This window comes from Cupriavidus sp. FW216-B1, assembly GCF_058789195.1.
The window spans coordinates 20,435-33,960 of record NZ_JBYTEL010000034.1 but is presented as its reverse complement, the minus strand read 5'-3'; the positions used below and the strand labels follow the sequence as shown (position 1 = coordinate 33,960).

12 protein-coding genes and 1 tRNA gene are annotated in these 13,526 nt (G+C 72.8%); 5 read left to right on the top strand and 8 right to left on the bottom strand.

Annotated features, from left to right (window positions below):
* Positions 1-100: 100 nt before the first annotated feature.
* Positions 101-433: a zinc ribbon domain-containing protein gene (locus AC3WXD_RS33675; RefSeq protein WP_492325567.1), complete on the top strand. Its 333-nt coding sequence runs from the start codon at positions 101-103 to the stop codon at positions 431-433.
* Positions 434-560: 127 nt separating this feature from the next.
* Here the strand turns inward: AC3WXD_RS33675 and AC3WXD_RS33670 are convergent, their stop codons facing one another.
* Genes AC3WXD_RS33670 through AC3WXD_RS33660 form a run of 3 tightly spaced genes read right to left on the bottom strand, consistent with a single transcriptional unit; the run spans position 561 to position 3,041 of the window.
* Positions 561-1,196 carry a flavin reductase family protein gene (locus tag AC3WXD_RS33670; RefSeq protein ID WP_492325566.1) on the bottom strand — a complete coding sequence of 212 codons (636 nt, stop codon included), beginning with the start codon at positions 1,194-1,196 and terminating at the stop codon, positions 561-563.
* Positions 1,197-1,198: 2 nt separating this feature from the next.
* The gene (locus AC3WXD_RS33665) at positions 1,199-2,020 is read right to left on the bottom strand and encodes a GntR family transcriptional regulator (protein ID WP_492325565.1); all 822 of its coding nucleotides are present in this window, start codon (positions 2,018-2,020) and stop codon (positions 1,199-1,201) included.
* Between the two features lie 40 nt (positions 2,021-2,060).
* The gene (locus tag AC3WXD_RS33660) at positions 2,061-3,041 is read right to left on the bottom strand and encodes a polysaccharide deacetylase family protein (RefSeq protein ID WP_492325564.1); all 981 of its coding nucleotides are present in this window, start codon (positions 3,039-3,041) and stop codon (positions 2,061-2,063) included.
* A 293-nt stretch (positions 3,042-3,334) separates the two neighbouring features.
* On the opposite strand from AC3WXD_RS33660, the gene AC3WXD_RS33655 reads away from it, so the two are divergent.
* The 3 genes from AC3WXD_RS33655 to AC3WXD_RS33645 all read left to right on the top strand — a co-directional run bounded on the left by AC3WXD_RS33655 (position 3,335) and on the right by AC3WXD_RS33645 (position 8,042).
* Positions 3,335-4,510, top strand: a complete 1,176-nt coding sequence (locus tag AC3WXD_RS33655) for an ABC transporter substrate-binding protein (RefSeq protein WP_020205252.1) — start codon at positions 3,335-3,337, stop codon at positions 4,508-4,510.
* Positions 4,511-4,584: 74 nt separating this feature from the next.
* A complete protein-coding gene (locus AC3WXD_RS33650; protein WP_020205251.1) occupies positions 4,585-5,463 on the top strand; it encodes a branched-chain amino acid ABC transporter permease in 879 nt (292 codons plus the stop codon).
* Positions 5,460-8,042 carry a branched-chain amino acid ABC transporter ATP-binding protein/permease gene (locus AC3WXD_RS33645; RefSeq protein WP_454730787.1) on the top strand — a complete coding sequence of 861 codons (2,583 nt, stop codon included), beginning with the start codon at positions 5,460-5,462 and terminating at the stop codon, positions 8,040-8,042. The genes AC3WXD_RS33650 and AC3WXD_RS33645 overlap by 4 nt, the downstream gene beginning before the upstream one ends.
* Here the strand turns inward: AC3WXD_RS33645 and AC3WXD_RS33640 are convergent.
* From AC3WXD_RS33640 to AC3WXD_RS33625, 4 genes are all read right to left on the bottom strand, one after another.
* Positions 8,036-9,163, bottom strand: coding sequence for a bifunctional nicotinamide-nucleotide adenylyltransferase/Nudix hydroxylase (locus AC3WXD_RS33640; RefSeq protein WP_492325563.1), 1,128 nt, complete (start codon positions 9,161-9,163; stop codon positions 8,036-8,038). The genes AC3WXD_RS33645 and AC3WXD_RS33640 overlap by 7 nt on opposite strands.
* 37 nt (positions 9,164-9,200) lie before the next feature.
* A complete protein-coding gene (locus tag AC3WXD_RS33635; RefSeq protein WP_020205248.1) occupies positions 9,201-9,644 on the bottom strand; it encodes a GNAT family N-acetyltransferase in 444 nt (147 codons plus the stop codon).
* Between the two features lie 311 nt (positions 9,645-9,955).
* Positions 9,956-10,031: transfer RNA gene (locus tag AC3WXD_RS33630), tRNA-Cys, on the bottom strand.
* An 88-nt stretch (positions 10,032-10,119) separates the two neighbouring features.
* Positions 10,120-11,076: a LysR family transcriptional regulator gene (locus AC3WXD_RS33625; protein WP_492325562.1), complete on the bottom strand. Its 957-nt coding sequence runs from the start codon at positions 11,074-11,076 to the stop codon at positions 10,120-10,122.
* 314 nt (positions 11,077-11,390) lie between these two features.
* On the opposite strand from AC3WXD_RS33625, the gene AC3WXD_RS33620 reads away from it, so the two are divergent.
* Positions 11,391-12,983: an aldehyde dehydrogenase (NADP(+)) gene (locus AC3WXD_RS33620; protein ID WP_020205246.1), complete on the top strand. Its 1,593-nt coding sequence runs from the start codon at positions 11,391-11,393 to the stop codon at positions 12,981-12,983.
* Between the two features lie 70 nt (positions 12,984-13,053).
* Here the strand turns inward: AC3WXD_RS33620 and AC3WXD_RS33615 are convergent, their stop codons facing one another.
* Entirely contained in the window at positions 13,054-13,335 is a 282-nt protein-coding gene (locus AC3WXD_RS33615; protein WP_492325561.1) for a hypothetical protein, read from the bottom strand.
* Between the last annotated feature and the right edge of the window lie 191 nt (positions 13,336-13,526).

Here is a 13,526-nt window from a genome sequence, read left to right as displayed (position 1 = left end):
CCCCCCCCCCCCCCCCCCCCCCCCCCCCCCCCCCCCCCCCCCCCCCCCCCCCCCCCCCCCCCCCCCCCCCGCGCCCGCAAACCAGACCGGAGGCCACCGCATGCCGACCTACGACTACCGCTGCCGCGACTGCGGCGACTTTGCCGCGCTGCGGCCCATGTCGCGCCGCGACGACCCCTGCGCCTGCCCGTCCTGCGGCAGCTTCGCCGAACGCGCGCTGGTCGCCGCGCCGTCGCTGGCCGGCATGCCGGCCGCGTCGCGCCGCGCGCACGCCATCAATGAACGCAGCGCGCACGCGCCCAAGGAATCGGGGCGCGGGCACGGCGCGGGCTGCGGGTGCTGCTCGGGCGCGGGCAAGGTGAAGCTGGCCGGCGCGCCGGCTGGCGCGCCGAAGGGCAACCCGAACGGGCGGCCCTGGATGATCAGCCATTAGGCGGGAGGCACGCTAGCGCACGAGGCGCACGGGACCGGGCATGGTACGCCCAACTAAACTAAGTTCGGTTGGTCCAGTCTATGCATTCACGCATGGCAAGCGCGGACTGGGCGCCCCCGGCGCACCTTCACATCTCGTCCACCGCCGTACTCGCCGTAGCCACCCCTGCCTCCGTGTCCAGCGAGAACCGGTCGCGCGTGGTCACGTAGAAGCTCGCGCCGAAGCGGCCCACCGGGAAATAGTCCTGCAGGCGCACGCGCCAGGTCTCGGTGTCGATCAGGCCGTCGCACGCGTGCAGGCGCAGCACGCGGCCGATGAAGATCTGGCGGCTGGTGGTTTCCAGCGTTTCCCACAGCGTGCATTCGAACGCCACCGGCGCCTCGGCGATGCGCGGCGGCGCCACCGCGCTGGAGGGCAGCGGCGTGAGGCCCACGCGCGCCAGCTCGCTCTGGTCGGGCGGCAGGCGCTCGCCGCAGTCGTGCATCTTCTGCGCCATCGCTTCGTCGCTCAGGTGCACCACGAACTCGCGGCTGCGCGCGATGTTGACGGCGGTGTCCTTGAGCGCGCCGTCCTGCATCCGGTTGACGCTGATCATCACGATGGGCGGCTCCTCGCCCAGCATGTTGAACATGGAGAACGGCGCGGCATTGACGGTGCCGTCCGCGGCCAGCGTCGTCACCAGCGCGATCGGGCGCGGCACGATCAGGCTGGCCATCAGCTTGTAGCGCTGGTACTCGGTGATCGCTTCGAAATCGACTTCCATGCTTACTCCTTGCTCAGGCCGAGCAGTTGCGCCAGGCTTTTCTCGCCCTGCATGCGCGAGGTCTCGATGCGCTGCTCCAGCTCGCGCAGGTGCGCTTCCATGCGCTGCACCGCGCCGGCGGCGTCGCGCCGCTCGATGCAGTCGACGATGGCGGCGTGTTCGTCGTGCTCGCACGGCGCGTGGCCGGGCGGCTCGTACAGGCCCACGATCAGCGAGCAGCGCGACACCAGTTCGGTCAGGTAGCGCTGCAGCACCGGGTTGCGCGCCAGCGCCGCGATGCGCAGGTGGAAGCCGCTCGCCAGCCGCGCCCACGAGGGCTGGTCGAAGCGGTGCATGGCTTCGTGCTCGGCGGCGAGCTGGGCGCGCAGCGCGCGCAGGTCGGCGTCGGTGACGCGCGCCACCGCCAGTTCCACCAGCACGCGCTCCAGCGCGCGGCGCGCCTCGAAGATCTGGCTGGTCTCGGCCGGCGTGGGCTCGGCGATGACCGCGCCCTTGTTGGGGCGCAGCTCGACGATGCCGTCGTGCGCGAGCTTTTCCAGCACGCGCCGCACCACCGCGCGGCCCACGCCGAACAACTGGCACAGCTCGGGCTCGGGCAGCTTGGTGCCGGGCGTGAGGCGGTGGTTGAGCACGCCGTCGAAGATGGACTGGTAGATGCGCGTGTCGGCATCCGGCGCGGCCGCGCCGGCGGGATCGATGGCGGAATCGATGGTGGAATCTGCGGCGGGATCGGCAATGGAACCGGTGGCGGCGGCGCGCTTGCGCGCGGCCTTGGGCGGCGCGCCTGCCGGTCTGGCGGTGCGGGGCGATGCGGTGCGGGGCATGACGTCGGCCGGGGACGGGTTAGCGTTCGAGCGCATGATGTTAGCGCGAAGCGGTGACGGGCAGCGGCGCCACCTGTTCGAGGTGGTCGCAGATCGCGCCCGGCGTGGCCAGCCACACGCCGCCCTGCCTGGCACGCGCGGCGATGTGCGCCAGCGCGCGGCGCAGGTGGCGCAGCCGGTAGGGCTGGCCGACCAGGTAGGGATGCAGCGCGATGCCCATCACCAGCGGCTGCGGGTGCAGCGGGTGGTCCGCCTGCGCCAGCATCTCGTCGAACTGGTCGACGATCATGTCGGCGAAGGCGCGGCCGTCCATCTGGCGGCCCACGATCATCGGGATGTCGTTGAGCTCCTGCGGATAGGGAATCGCCCACAGCGGGCCGGCGCGCGTATCCATGCGCACCGGGCGGTCGTCGTGGCACCAGTTGAGCGTGTAGCGGTAGCCGGTCTCGGCCAGCAGGTCGGGCGTGCGCGCGGTCTCGGCGATCCACGGCGACAGCCAGCCCGACGGCGCCGTGCCCGCGTGCGCGGCGATGCGCGCGCGGCAATGGCGCAGCAGCGCGCGCTCGCCGGCTTCGTCGAGCTCGCTCTGGCGGCGCGCGTTGGTGTGGCCGTGGCCGATCAGCTCGTCGCCGCGCGCGAGGAAGGCGTCCACCACTTCGGGGCAGTGGTCATAGAGCGCGGTGTTGATGATGACGCCGGCCGGCAGCGCCAGTTCGTCGAACAGCTCCAGGCAGCGCCACACGCCCACGCGGTTGCCGTACTCGCGCCAGCTGTAGTTGAGCACGTCCGGCTGCGGCGAGACCGGGCCGAGGTTGGCGCCCAACCCCTCGCCGAAGGCGAAGTGCTCGATGTTGAAGCCGAGGTAGACCGCCAGCCGCGCGCCGCCGGGCCAGCGGTAGTCGTCGGCGTCGGTGATGGGCCGGTACGGGAAGCGTCCGTGCGTGCGCAGCGGTCCGAACTCGTGGCCAGGCTCGGCGCCGGCCGGCGCCTCGGCGGCGGGGGAAAGCAGGTCTTGCGTCATGGTCCGGTGGTCTCGCGTCGTGCCCGCCCTGGCGCCGCTTCGGTGCAGCCCCGCCACCGCTCAGGGCGCCGGGCACCGACATCGTGCAGGGACGGGCTGCGTTGATCGTATGCAACTTCTTTGCAGGATCGTTCGCAAAAAGCAGGCCATATCGTCTACGTATCGAATTCCGTGTCGTCGCGGGGTTTCACCCCGTTTCGCCGACGGATGGCATGCGTCTTGCGAGCGGCAGTGCCCGTAGCCCATTCCCATCCTCGCCTGCCCCTGCTTTTTCCCATTTCCGGAGAACTGCCATGACCACCGTCTCTCGCCGCGCCGTGCTGGCCGCCATCGCCGCCGCCTGCGCCTTGCCCGCCCTGCCCGCGCTCGCGGCCGACACCATCAAGATCGGGCTGGTCACGGCCCTGTCCGGCCAGTCGGCGCGCGCCGGCGAGGCGCTCACGCGCGGCATGACCATCGCCATCGACGAGATCAACGCCAAGGGTGGCCTGCTGGGCGGGCGCAAGCTGGAGCTGGTGCGGCGCGACGACGAAGGCAACCCCGCCAAGGGCGTGCTGGCCGCGCGCGAGCTGATCTACAAGGAGAAGGTGGCGGTGCTGTTCGGCGGGCTCGACACGCCGGTGTCGATGGCCATCGTGCCGATCGCCAACCAGGAGAAGGTGCCGTTCATGGGACCGTGGGCGGCCGGCACGCCGATCACGCGCAACGGCGCCAATCCCAACTACGCCTTCCGCGTCTCGGCGGTGGACGAGGTGGTCGACAAGGCCATGCTGCAGTACGCGCAGAAGAGCTTCAACGCCAGCAAGCCCGGCCTGATCCTGGTCAACAACCCGTGGGGCGAATCGAACGAGAAGGGCATCGTCGCCGCGCTCGCGGCCAAGGGCATGAAGCCGGCCGGCGTGGAGAAGTTCGAGGCCAACGACGTCGATGTGGTACCGCAGCTCGGCCGCCTCAAGGCCGCCGGCGCCGACGTGCTGTTCATGGTCGGCAACGTGGGGCCGTCGGCGCAGGTGGTGAAGTCGCTCGACCGCATGGGCTGGAAGGTGCCGGTGGTCTCGCACTGGGGCCCGGCCGGCGGGCGCTTCACCGAGCTGGCCGGCGCCAATGCCAGGAACGTCCACTTCGTGCAGACCTACAGCTTCTTCGGCACGCCCACGCCGGTCAGCACGCGCGTGGTCGCCGAGCTCAAGGCCAAGTACAGCGACATCAAGGGCCCGGACGACATCACGCCGGCGGTCGGCGTGGCCAACGCCTACGACGCCACGCAGCTGGCCGCGCTGGCCATCGCGCGCGCCGGCTCCACCAAGGGCGACGCGGTGCGCGAGGGCTTCTACAAGATCGACCGCTACGAGGGCCTGATCAAGACCTACGTCAAGCCGTTCACGCCGGAAGTGCATGACGCGCTGAGCGAGAACGACTACGTGTGGGCGCAGTTCGTCGACAACCGGATCGTGCCGGTGGCGAAGTAAGGCGGGAGCGTCGTTGCGGGCGCTCCCCCGAACTACATCCGCATAGAAAGAGAAAGGCACCACAAGGACTCACCATGTTATGGATCTCCGCCCTCATCAGCGGCCTCGGCCTGGGCAGCATGTACGGGCTGATGGCACTGGGCTTCCACATCACCTACGCGGTCTCGGCCACGGTCAACTTCGCGCAGGGCAGCTCGATGATGCTCGGCGCGGTGCTGGCCTACACCTTCGCGCAGACGCTGGGCTGGCCGATGCCGCTGGCGGTGCTGCTGGCGCTGGCGCTGTGCGCGCTGTACGGGCTGGCGGTGGAGTTCCTGGCGGTGCGCCCGTTCGCCAGCCGCGGCTCCAATGCGTGGCTGATGGCCACGGTGGCGCTGGGCATCGTGCTCGACAACGTGGTGATGCTGACCTTCGGCACCGAGCCGCGCAGCCTGCCCTCGCCGCTGGCGGCATCCTCGATGCAGCTTGGCGACACCGGCGTGGGCGTCTACCCGCTGCAGTTGCTGATCCCGGTGATCGGGCTGGCGCTGGCGGGCGTGCTGCATCTCGCGCTGCGCCGCTCGCGCTGGGGCGTGGCGATGCTGGCCGTGGTGCAGAACCGCGACGCCGCGCGCCTGATGGGCATCCCGATCCGGCGCCTGGTGGCGGCGTCGTTCGCGCTGTCCACGCTGCTGGCCGGCATTGCCGGCGTGCTGATCGCGCCGCTGTTCAACGTGCAGTCCGACATGGGCACCGTGTTCGGCCTCAAGGCCTTCGCGGTGGCCATCCTCGGCGGGCTGGGCAGCGCCTGGGGCGTGATGGTGGCGGGGCTGATCTTCGGCGTGGCCGAGGCGCTGGTGACGGCGTCGCTCGGCTCGGGCTACACCCAGATCATCACCTTCACGCTGGTGATCGTGCTGCTGGCCATGCGGCCTGACGGCCTGTTCGGGCGCGCGGAGGTGCGCAAGGTATGAACGATTCCACTCTGGCATCCGCGCCGCGGGCAACGCCCGCCGCCGACGCGCCGAAAGCGCCGCTGCTGGGCCTCGGCACGCCGCTGCAGGTCGGCGCGATGGCGCTCGCGCTGGCGGCCGCCGGCGCCGCGGCGCTGCTGGTCAACGGTTACTTCGTCTTCGTCATCGCCGGGGTCGCCATGCTGGCGATCTGCGGCGTGGGCCTGAACCTGCTGCTCGGGCTGACCGGGCAGGTCTCGTTCGGCCACGTGGGTTTCTATGCGATCGGCGCCTACGCGGTGGCGGTGCTGACCGGGCAGGCCGGCTGGAGCTTCTGGGCGGCGTGGCCCGTGGGCGCGCTGCTGGCGGCGGCCACCGGCGCGCTGCTGGCGCTGCCCGCGCTGCGCGTGAAGGGGCCCGGGCTGGCGATGGTGACGATCGCCTTCGGCTTCATCGTCGAGCACGGCGCGGTGGAATGGCGCGCGCTGACCGGCGGGCAGAACGGCCTGATGGGCATCGCCCAGCCAGCGCTGCCCGGCGTGGACGGCGGCGAGCGCGCGCTGGCGCTGATCGCGCTGGTGGTGCTGGGGCTCGCGCTGGCGGCCTATGCGCGCATCGCGCGCGGGCCGTGGGGCGCGGCCATGCGCGCGGTGCGCGACAGCGAGACCGCGGCGGCCTCGGTCGGCATCGACCCGCTGGTGGTCAAGACCGTGGCGTTCGCCATCTCGGCCGCGCTGGCGGGGCTGGCCGGCGGCCTGTTCGCGCCGCTGCAGGGCATGGTCACGCCGGGCATGTTCTCGTTCCTGCAGTCGATCCTGTTCGTGCTGGTGGTGATGATCGGCGGCGCCGGCACGGTGGCCGGGCCGGTGCTGGGCGCGGTGGTGGTGGGCGTGCTGCCCGAGCTGCTGTCGAGCCTGGAGAACCTGCGCCTGCTGTTCTTCGGCGGCCTGCTGTTGCTGGTGCTGTGGGTGGCGCCGGGCGGCATGGCCGGCCTGCTGGCGCGGCTGTGGCAGCGCGCGCGCGGGCCGCGCGCCGCGCCGCGCGAGGGTGCCGCCGCCGGGCTGCCGCAGTTGCCCACCGAGGCGCGGCGCGGGCTGGCCGCGCGCGGCCTGTCGATGGTGTTCGGCGGCGTGCGCGCGGTCGACGACCTGTCCTTCGACCTGCCGGCCGGCGCCGTGACCAGCCTGATCGGCCCCAACGGCGCGGGCAAGTCGACCGTGCTCAACATGCTGTCCGGCTACTACCGGCCGCGCGCCGGCGGCCGCAGCCTGGGCGAGGCCGCGCTGCCCGCGCGCGGCGCGTGCCACAGCGCGCGCAACGGCATCGCGCGCACCTACCAGACCTCGCAGCTGTTCGCCGGCATGAGCGCGGTGGACAACGTCGCCATCGCGCTGCGGCGCGGGCGCCTCGGGCCGCTGCTCGGCATCGCCGGCTTCAACGCGCCGGCGGTGCGGCGCCAGGCGCTGGCACTGCTGGCCGCGTGCGGCTACGCCGGCGACCCCGACGCCGGCGCGGCCGACCTCGCCCACGTCGACCGGCGCCTGGTGGAGATCGCCCGCGCGCTGGCCACGCGCCCCGCGGTGCTGCTGCTCGACGAGCCGGCCGCCGGCCTGTCGCGCGAGGACAAGGCGCGCCTGGGCGCGCTGCTGCGCGGCATCGCCGCCAGCGGCATCGCGGTGGGGCTGGTGGAACACGACATGTCGCTGGTGATGGACGTGTCCGACGGCATCGTGGTGATCGACGCCGGCCAGCACCTCGCCGCGGGCACGCCGGCCGCCATCCGCGGCGACCCGCAGGTGCGGCGCGCCTACCTGGGCGAGGCCGGCGCGCTGGCCGGGCAGGACGGCGCGCGGGCGCGCAAGGCGTCTTCCGAGGCGTTGCCGGAAGTGCTGGGCGTGTCCGCGCTATGCGCGGGCTACGGCGCCGCGCCGGTGCTGCACGACGTGGCGCTGCAGGTGCGCGAAGGCGAGATGGTGGCGCTGCTCGGCGCCAACGGCGCCGGCAAGTCCACGCTGATGCGCGCGCTGTCGGGCCTGCACCGGCCGGTGCAGGGCGGCATCACCTTCGACGGCACCGACCTGGCCCGGCTCGACGCCGAGCAGATCGCGGCGATGGGCGTGGTGCTGGTGCCGGAAGGCCGGCAGGTGTTCCCGGAACTGTCGGTGCTCGACAACCTGCGCCTCGGCGCGTTTCCGTCCGGCCCGCTGCCGCACATGGAGATGGTCAGGCGCGTGGAGGCCATGATGGCCCGCTTCCCGCGCCTGCGCGAGCGCCAGCACCAGCGCGCCGGCCTGCTGTCCGGCGGCGAGCAGCAGATGCTGGCGATCGCGCGCGCGCTGATGTCGCGCCCGCGCGTGCTGCTGCTGGACGAACCGTCGCTGGGGCTGGCGCCCAAGGTCATCGCCGAGCTGTTCGATTCGCTGGACCAGTTGCGCGAGGCGTCGATCAGCATCCTGCTGGTGGACCAGATGGCGGCGCTCGCGCTGGCGCTGGCCGACCGCGGCTACGTGATGGAGGAAGGCCGCGTGGTGGCCAGCGGCCCGGCCGACCGGCTCGCGCGCGATCCGGCGCTGGCGCAGGCCTATCTGGGCGGTCACTGAGAAGCCGGCTCGCCGCCGGCCGCGTCGGCCCCGTCGAACAGGTGCAGGAAATGGTCGAGGATCAGCAGATGGTCCTCGAACATCTGCCCTTCCCGCGCCAGCAGTTCGTGCTGCGGCACCCAGCGCACCGCGGCCGCGTCGTCGGCGGCGTCCACCTCGGGCAACGCGTCGAGCGCGAGGTCGAAGAAGAACGCATGGGTCAGCGTGCGCCCGCGCTGGCTGCGTTCGGGATGGTCGAACAGCGCCTGCCCGCGGCACGCCTGCCGCAGCGCCGCCTTGGGCAGGTCGAAGCGGGTCTCCTCGTCGAGCTCGCGCAGCACCGCGTCGGCCACGCGCTCGTGCTGGTCGAGGAAGCCGCCCGGCAGCGCCCACGCGCCGCGCCCGGGCTGGCCGCCGCGGCGGATCAGCAGCACGTGGCCGCGGCAGCGCACCACCGCATCGACGGTGACGAACACCGGCGGATACGGCGCGGCCGCCCAGCGGCGGCGATGATCTTCCAGGAAACGGTACTCCGCCAGCAGCACGGCGAAGGCCTCGCTGCCGGCGAACTCGCGCAGGAAGGCCGCGACCGGGGCCGGCAGCACGCGCGCCACGCCGTCGAGCGCGCCGGCCTGCGCGAACCACTGGCGGCGCACGTCGGCCGCGTTGAGCTGGCCGAAGCTCGGCTGCGGCACCAGCGGCCAGCCGGGAAAATCGTTGAGATACCCCGAGGACGCATCCTTGAAATGGCCGAACAGGCCGACGCGCGCGGCGGGCTTGCCGCCGGCCTCCGCCTCGAGCGTCGCGCCCACGGCGGCGCGCACCGCGGCGGCCCAGCGCTGGCCCTGGTAGTAGTCGCGCACGGCGACGAAGCGCAGGTCGGCCACGCGGGCGGCGTTCCAGCCGGCCACCGCGGCTTCGATCATGCGGCGGCGCTCGGTTTCGGTAAACGGGTTCTTCACGGTGCGCGCGCCGCCGGCCGAGCCGAGCACCACCACCACCGCGCGCGCCTGCGACAGCGCCCGGCGCAGCATGGCGAAGTGCCCGTCGTGGAACGGCTCGAAGCGGCCGATGTAGACCAGGTAGTCGAATGGCGCCGGCTCCGGCTGCATGGGTGCCGCCACCGGCGTGGGCGAGGTCATCGGTATTTCATCTCTGTGTCATCCGGCGCTGGCCGGCCTATTTCAGCTCGCAGCACATGCACAGCGGCAACGCGCCTTCCTGCCGCTGGAACTCGCGCGAGGCGCGCACCGCCGGCGGCAGGCACTCCGCCGAGATCAGCGAGAAGCCGTAGCGGGCAAAGTAGTTGGGACAGTTGGCGCTGAGCAGCACCGCCCGCACGCAGCCGTTGGCGCGCGCGCGCATCATCGCGGCGGACACCATGTGGGTGGCGACGCCGCGGTCGCGGTATGGCGGCAGCACCGCCACCGAACGCACCACCACCGTGTCGCCGTAGGCCTCGGTGCCGGCGCAGCCGACCAGCAGGCCGTCGAGCAGGGCGACATGGAACGACGCCAGCGACGGATCGAGATCGTCGCTGGCAAGCCCGCAGGACTGGAGTATTTCCGCGATGGCCGGCCAGTCGGCCGGTTGTGCGGCGCGGACACGCAGATCTCTTGTCATTGCAATTATCTCCCCGCCACGCACGATGACGGAGGTTGTCATGGATGGACTGCGTTGACTTCACACTACATGATTCGGCCGACTTGTTCCAGCCGGGAATACGGCAGGAAACCCTCTGTGCGCATGGCGCGGGCGCGCGGCGAACGGCGGGCCACATCGCGCGGGGTCGCATCACGCATTTGGGGGAACGGCGGGGGAACGGCGGGGAAAAAAGGAAAGAAGGAAAACGGGAAAGGCGCGCGGAGCGCCTGCCGCATGCCGCGGCGGCCACACACATGGCCGATGCGCGAAGCGGCGCCGGCCAGCGATGCTGGAGGCGGGGGGAACGGAATCGAACCGCCGTGTACGGCTTTGCAGACCGTCGCATAACCACTCTGCCACCCCGCCGCCGAGGAGGACGCCGCGCTGCGCGTCCTCGTTCAGTGCGGGGCGCAGTGTATCCGGAAACGGAAAACTCTGCACGGCGCGGCGCGCATCAGGCCGGCCGCGGCGCGCCGCCGGGCCGCCCCGCGAACAGCTCGTCGATCAGCAGGCGCGCGCCCGGCGACGGCGCCGAGCCGGCGCGGCTGACCACGCCGAACGGCTCTTCCAGCGAGGGCAGCGTGACCGGCAGACGCGCCACCAGCCCGAAGCGCTCGCCGAACAGCGCCACCTCGCGCGGCATGACCGCCACCAGCGTGGGGTCTTCCTGCAGCATGGCGAAGGTGGTGAAGGTGGAGGCGGTCTCGAGCGGAAAGCGCGGCGCCTTGATGCCGGCGCTGGCGAGCTCGCGCTCCAGCGCCACGCGCATCGGCATGTCGACCGGATAGGCGATCCAGCTCGAGCCGGCCAGCGCTTCGAGCGCCACCGCCGGCGCGCCGGCGAGCGGATGCGCGCGGGCCACCACCACCGACAGCGGCTCCTCGTCCAGGCGCAGGCAAGTGTAGGCGTCGGGCCGGCGGCTCACGCCGCTGCGGCAGATGGCCACGTCCACGCGGCCCTCGTCGACGAGATCGAGCAGGCGCGCGCTGGTGTCCTCCACCACTGCCACGGACAGCGTCGGATGCTTGCGGCGCAGCGACGCCAGCGCCCGCGTGAGCAGCGGCACCGCGCCCATGATGGTGCCCACCGCGAGGTGCCCGCCGTGGCCCTGCGCGATGGCGGTCATCTCTTCGCGCAGATGTTCGAGGTCGCTGTAGATCAGGCGCGCGTAGCGGATCACGCAGCGGCCCAGGTCGTTGGCGACCAGCCCCTTGGGCTGGCGTTCGAACAGCGGCATGCCGAGCAGGGTCTCGATCTCGCGCAGCACCCTGGTCGCGCCCGGCTGCGAGATGGCGATCTCGTCGGCGGCCTTGTGCAGCGAGCCGTGGCGGTCGAGCTCGATGAGCAGGCGCAGCTGCTTGAGGCGCAGGCGCGAGGCGAGGATGTGCAGCGAGGGAACGGTGTGGCTCATGGCGATGGCGGCGCGGGAGGAAGCGCCACTATATCGGCTGCGGCGCCCGGCGGGCTTGCCGGGGCGCCCCGGGGCATCCCGCGCCGGGTGCGGGAACCGGCCCCGGGCCGACGGCCGATGGCGCCCGGCCGGCAGCATCCGACCGATAGCACCCAACCGATAACGCCCGCTTATCACCCCGGGCCGAAACGTCATTGGCCGGGCGCGGCCGCGGCCGCTACAGTCGACGGCCCGGACGCGCGGCCGGCTCGGCCACGCCGCGCGCCTCGTTGCGGATCGCAGCACCATCCCCCCATCCACAGGAGACCATCGCCATGCCGGAAACGTCGGGCTACAACTACATCGGCGGCGAGCGCCGCGCGGAAGGCTCGGCCTTCCTCTACAGCGTCGACGCGGCCAGCGGCGAACGCCTGCCGCTGCGCTTCGTCGAGGCCACGCCGGCGGAGATCGACGCCGCCGCGCAGGCCGCGGCCGCCGCCTTCCCGGCATTCCGCGCGCTCGCGCCGGGCCGGCGCGCCGAATTCCTCGATGCCGTCGCCGACGAGATCGACGCGCTCGGCGAGGATTTCGTCGAGCTGGTCTGCCGCGAGACCGCGCTGCCGGCCGCGCGCATCCGCGGCGAGCGCGGCCGCACCAGCGGCCAGATGCGGCTGTTCGCGCAGGTCCTGCGCCGCGGCGACTTCCTCGGCGCGCGCATCGACACCGCGCTGCCCGCGCGCCAGCCGCTGCCGCGCCCGGACCTGCGCCAGTACCGCACCGGCATCGGCCCGGTGGCGGTGTTCGGCGCCAGCAACTTCCCGCTGGCGTTCTCCACCGCCGGCGGCGACACCGCCTCGGCGCTGGCCGCCGGCTGCCCGGTCGTGTTCAAGGCGCACATGGGCCATATGGCGACCGCGCAGGCGGTCGCCGACGCCATCCTGCGCGCGGCGGACCGGCTCGGCATGCCGGCCGGCGTCTTCAACATGGTGTTCGGCGACCGCGTGGGCGAGCGCCTGGTCAAGCATCCGGCGATCCAGGCGGTGGGCTTCACCGGCTCGCTGCGCGGCGGGCGCGCGCTGTGCGACATGGCCGCCGCGCGGCCACAGCCGATTCCCGTGTTCGCCGAGATGAGCAGCATCAACCCGGTGCTGCTCATGCCGCGCGCGCTGGCGCGCCGCGGCGCGCAGGTGGCGGCGGAGCTGGCGGCGTCGGTGGCGCTGGGCGCCGGGCAGTTCTGCACCAACCCGGGCCTGGTGCTGGGCGTGCGCGGCGAGGCGTTCGGCGCGTTCGTGGCGCACCTGTGCGCGGCGGCCGAGGCGCAGCCGGCGCAGACCATGCTGAGCGCGGGCGGGCTGGACCACTACGCGCACGGCTCGCAGGCGCTGGCGGCGCACCCGCGCGTGGCGCGGCTGGCCGGCGCGGCGCCGCGCGACGGCAAGGCCGGCGCCCAGGTCTTCAAGGCCGACGCGGCGCTGCTGCTCGCAGGCGACGCGCTGCTGCAGGAGGAAGTCTTCGGCCCCGCCACGGTGGTGGTCGAGGCGGCCGACGCGGCGGAGCTCGGCCGCCTCGTCGACAGCCTGCGCGGCCAGTTGACGGCCACGCTGATCGCGGACGACGACGACCTCGCCGACTGCGCCGCGCTGGTCGCGCGGCTCGAGCAGAAGGTGGGCCGGCTGCTGGTCAACGGTTATCCGACCGGCGTGGAAGTGTGCGACGCGATGGTGCACGGCGGCCCCTACCCGGCCACCTCGGACCCGCGCGGCACCTCGGTCGGCACCCTGGCGATCGACCGCTACCTGCGCCCGGTCTGCTACCAGAACTTCGCCGACGCGCTGCTGCCCGACGCGCTGAAGGATGGCAACCCGCTGGGCATCGACCGGCTGGTCGACGGCGTCCACACGCGCGCGCCGGTGAGCCGGCCCGCATAGCGGGCACCGCGCGGGCGGGGCGGGCGCGCGGCGGCCTGCCCGCCCCGTCCGCGCTGTTTGCTGCCCCGCCCTACCCTTCGCCGCGCGTCTTCGCGCGGTTCCAGGCCCGCCCCGCCGCCAGCCCGGCCGCCGTCGGCACCAGCTGGTCCGACAGTTCCGGCGCGCCCTTGTCGTAGGTCAGCAGACCCGCGTGCACCATCTTGCCGATCTGCCAGCAGTGCACGACCTCGGCCTGGTCTTGCGGCCCCGGCCCGGCCAGCGTCACGCTGGGCAACAGATTGCCCCAGGGATCGCGCGTGATGCGCAGGACCGCGCCGTCCGCCACCCTGCCCAATAGCTCGCCCTGCCTCATCCCTGCTCCATGCTTCGTATCTCTCGCATTTGCCGCGTCGCGCAGGAGAAGGATGATTCCGCCGCGACGGCGTTGCCGTCATGGCGCGATGGCGTCTCGAGGCGCCGCGCCCGTGGCGAAGCAGCTTACAAAAATACGCGGCGGCAAAGCTCACAAATGCTCACTGAGGCACACCGCGTCTCGCCGTCCCG

What these genes read in the sequence shown, in the direction of transcription:
- AC3WXD_RS33675 (WP_492325567.1), top strand. Translation starts at nt 101, where the DNA reads ATGCCGACCTACGACTACCGCTGCCGCGACTGCGGCGACTTTGCCGCG.
- AC3WXD_RS33645 (WP_454730787.1), top strand. Translation starts at nt 5,460, where the DNA reads ATGAACGATTCCACTCTGGCATCCGCGCCGCGGGCAACGCCCGCCGCC.
- AC3WXD_RS33615 (WP_492325561.1), bottom strand. Translation starts at nt 13,335, where the DNA reads ATGAGGCAGGGCGAGCTATTGGGCAGGGTGGCGGACGGCGCGGTCCTG.
- AC3WXD_RS33625 (WP_492325562.1), bottom strand. Translation starts at nt 11,076, where the DNA reads ATGAGCCACACCGTTCCCTCGCTGCACATCCTCGCCTCGCGCCTGCGC.
- AC3WXD_RS33665 (WP_492325565.1), bottom strand. Translation starts at nt 2,020, where the DNA reads ATGCCCCGCACCGCATCGCCCCGCACCGCCAGACCGGCAGGCGCGCCG.
- AC3WXD_RS33640 (WP_492325563.1), bottom strand. Translation starts at nt 9,163, where the DNA reads ATGACCTCGCCCACGCCGGTGGCGGCACCCATGCAGCCGGAGCCGGCG.
- AC3WXD_RS33655 (WP_020205252.1), top strand. Translation starts at nt 3,335, where the DNA reads ATGACCACCGTCTCTCGCCGCGCCGTGCTGGCCGCCATCGCCGCCGCC.
- AC3WXD_RS33650 (WP_020205251.1), top strand. Translation starts at nt 4,585, where the DNA reads ATGTTATGGATCTCCGCCCTCATCAGCGGCCTCGGCCTGGGCAGCATG.
- AC3WXD_RS33670 (WP_492325566.1), bottom strand. Translation starts at nt 1,196, where the DNA reads ATGGAAGTCGATTTCGAAGCGATCACCGAGTACCAGCGCTACAAGCTG.
- AC3WXD_RS33635 (WP_020205248.1), bottom strand. Translation starts at nt 9,644, where the DNA reads ATGACAAGAGATCTGCGTGTCCGCGCCGCACAACCGGCCGACTGGCCG.
- AC3WXD_RS33620 (WP_020205246.1), top strand. Translation starts at nt 11,391, where the DNA reads ATGCCGGAAACGTCGGGCTACAACTACATCGGCGGCGAGCGCCGCGCG.
- AC3WXD_RS33660 (WP_492325564.1), bottom strand. Translation starts at nt 3,041, where the DNA reads ATGACGCAAGACCTGCTTTCCCCCGCCGCCGAGGCGCCGGCCGGCGCC.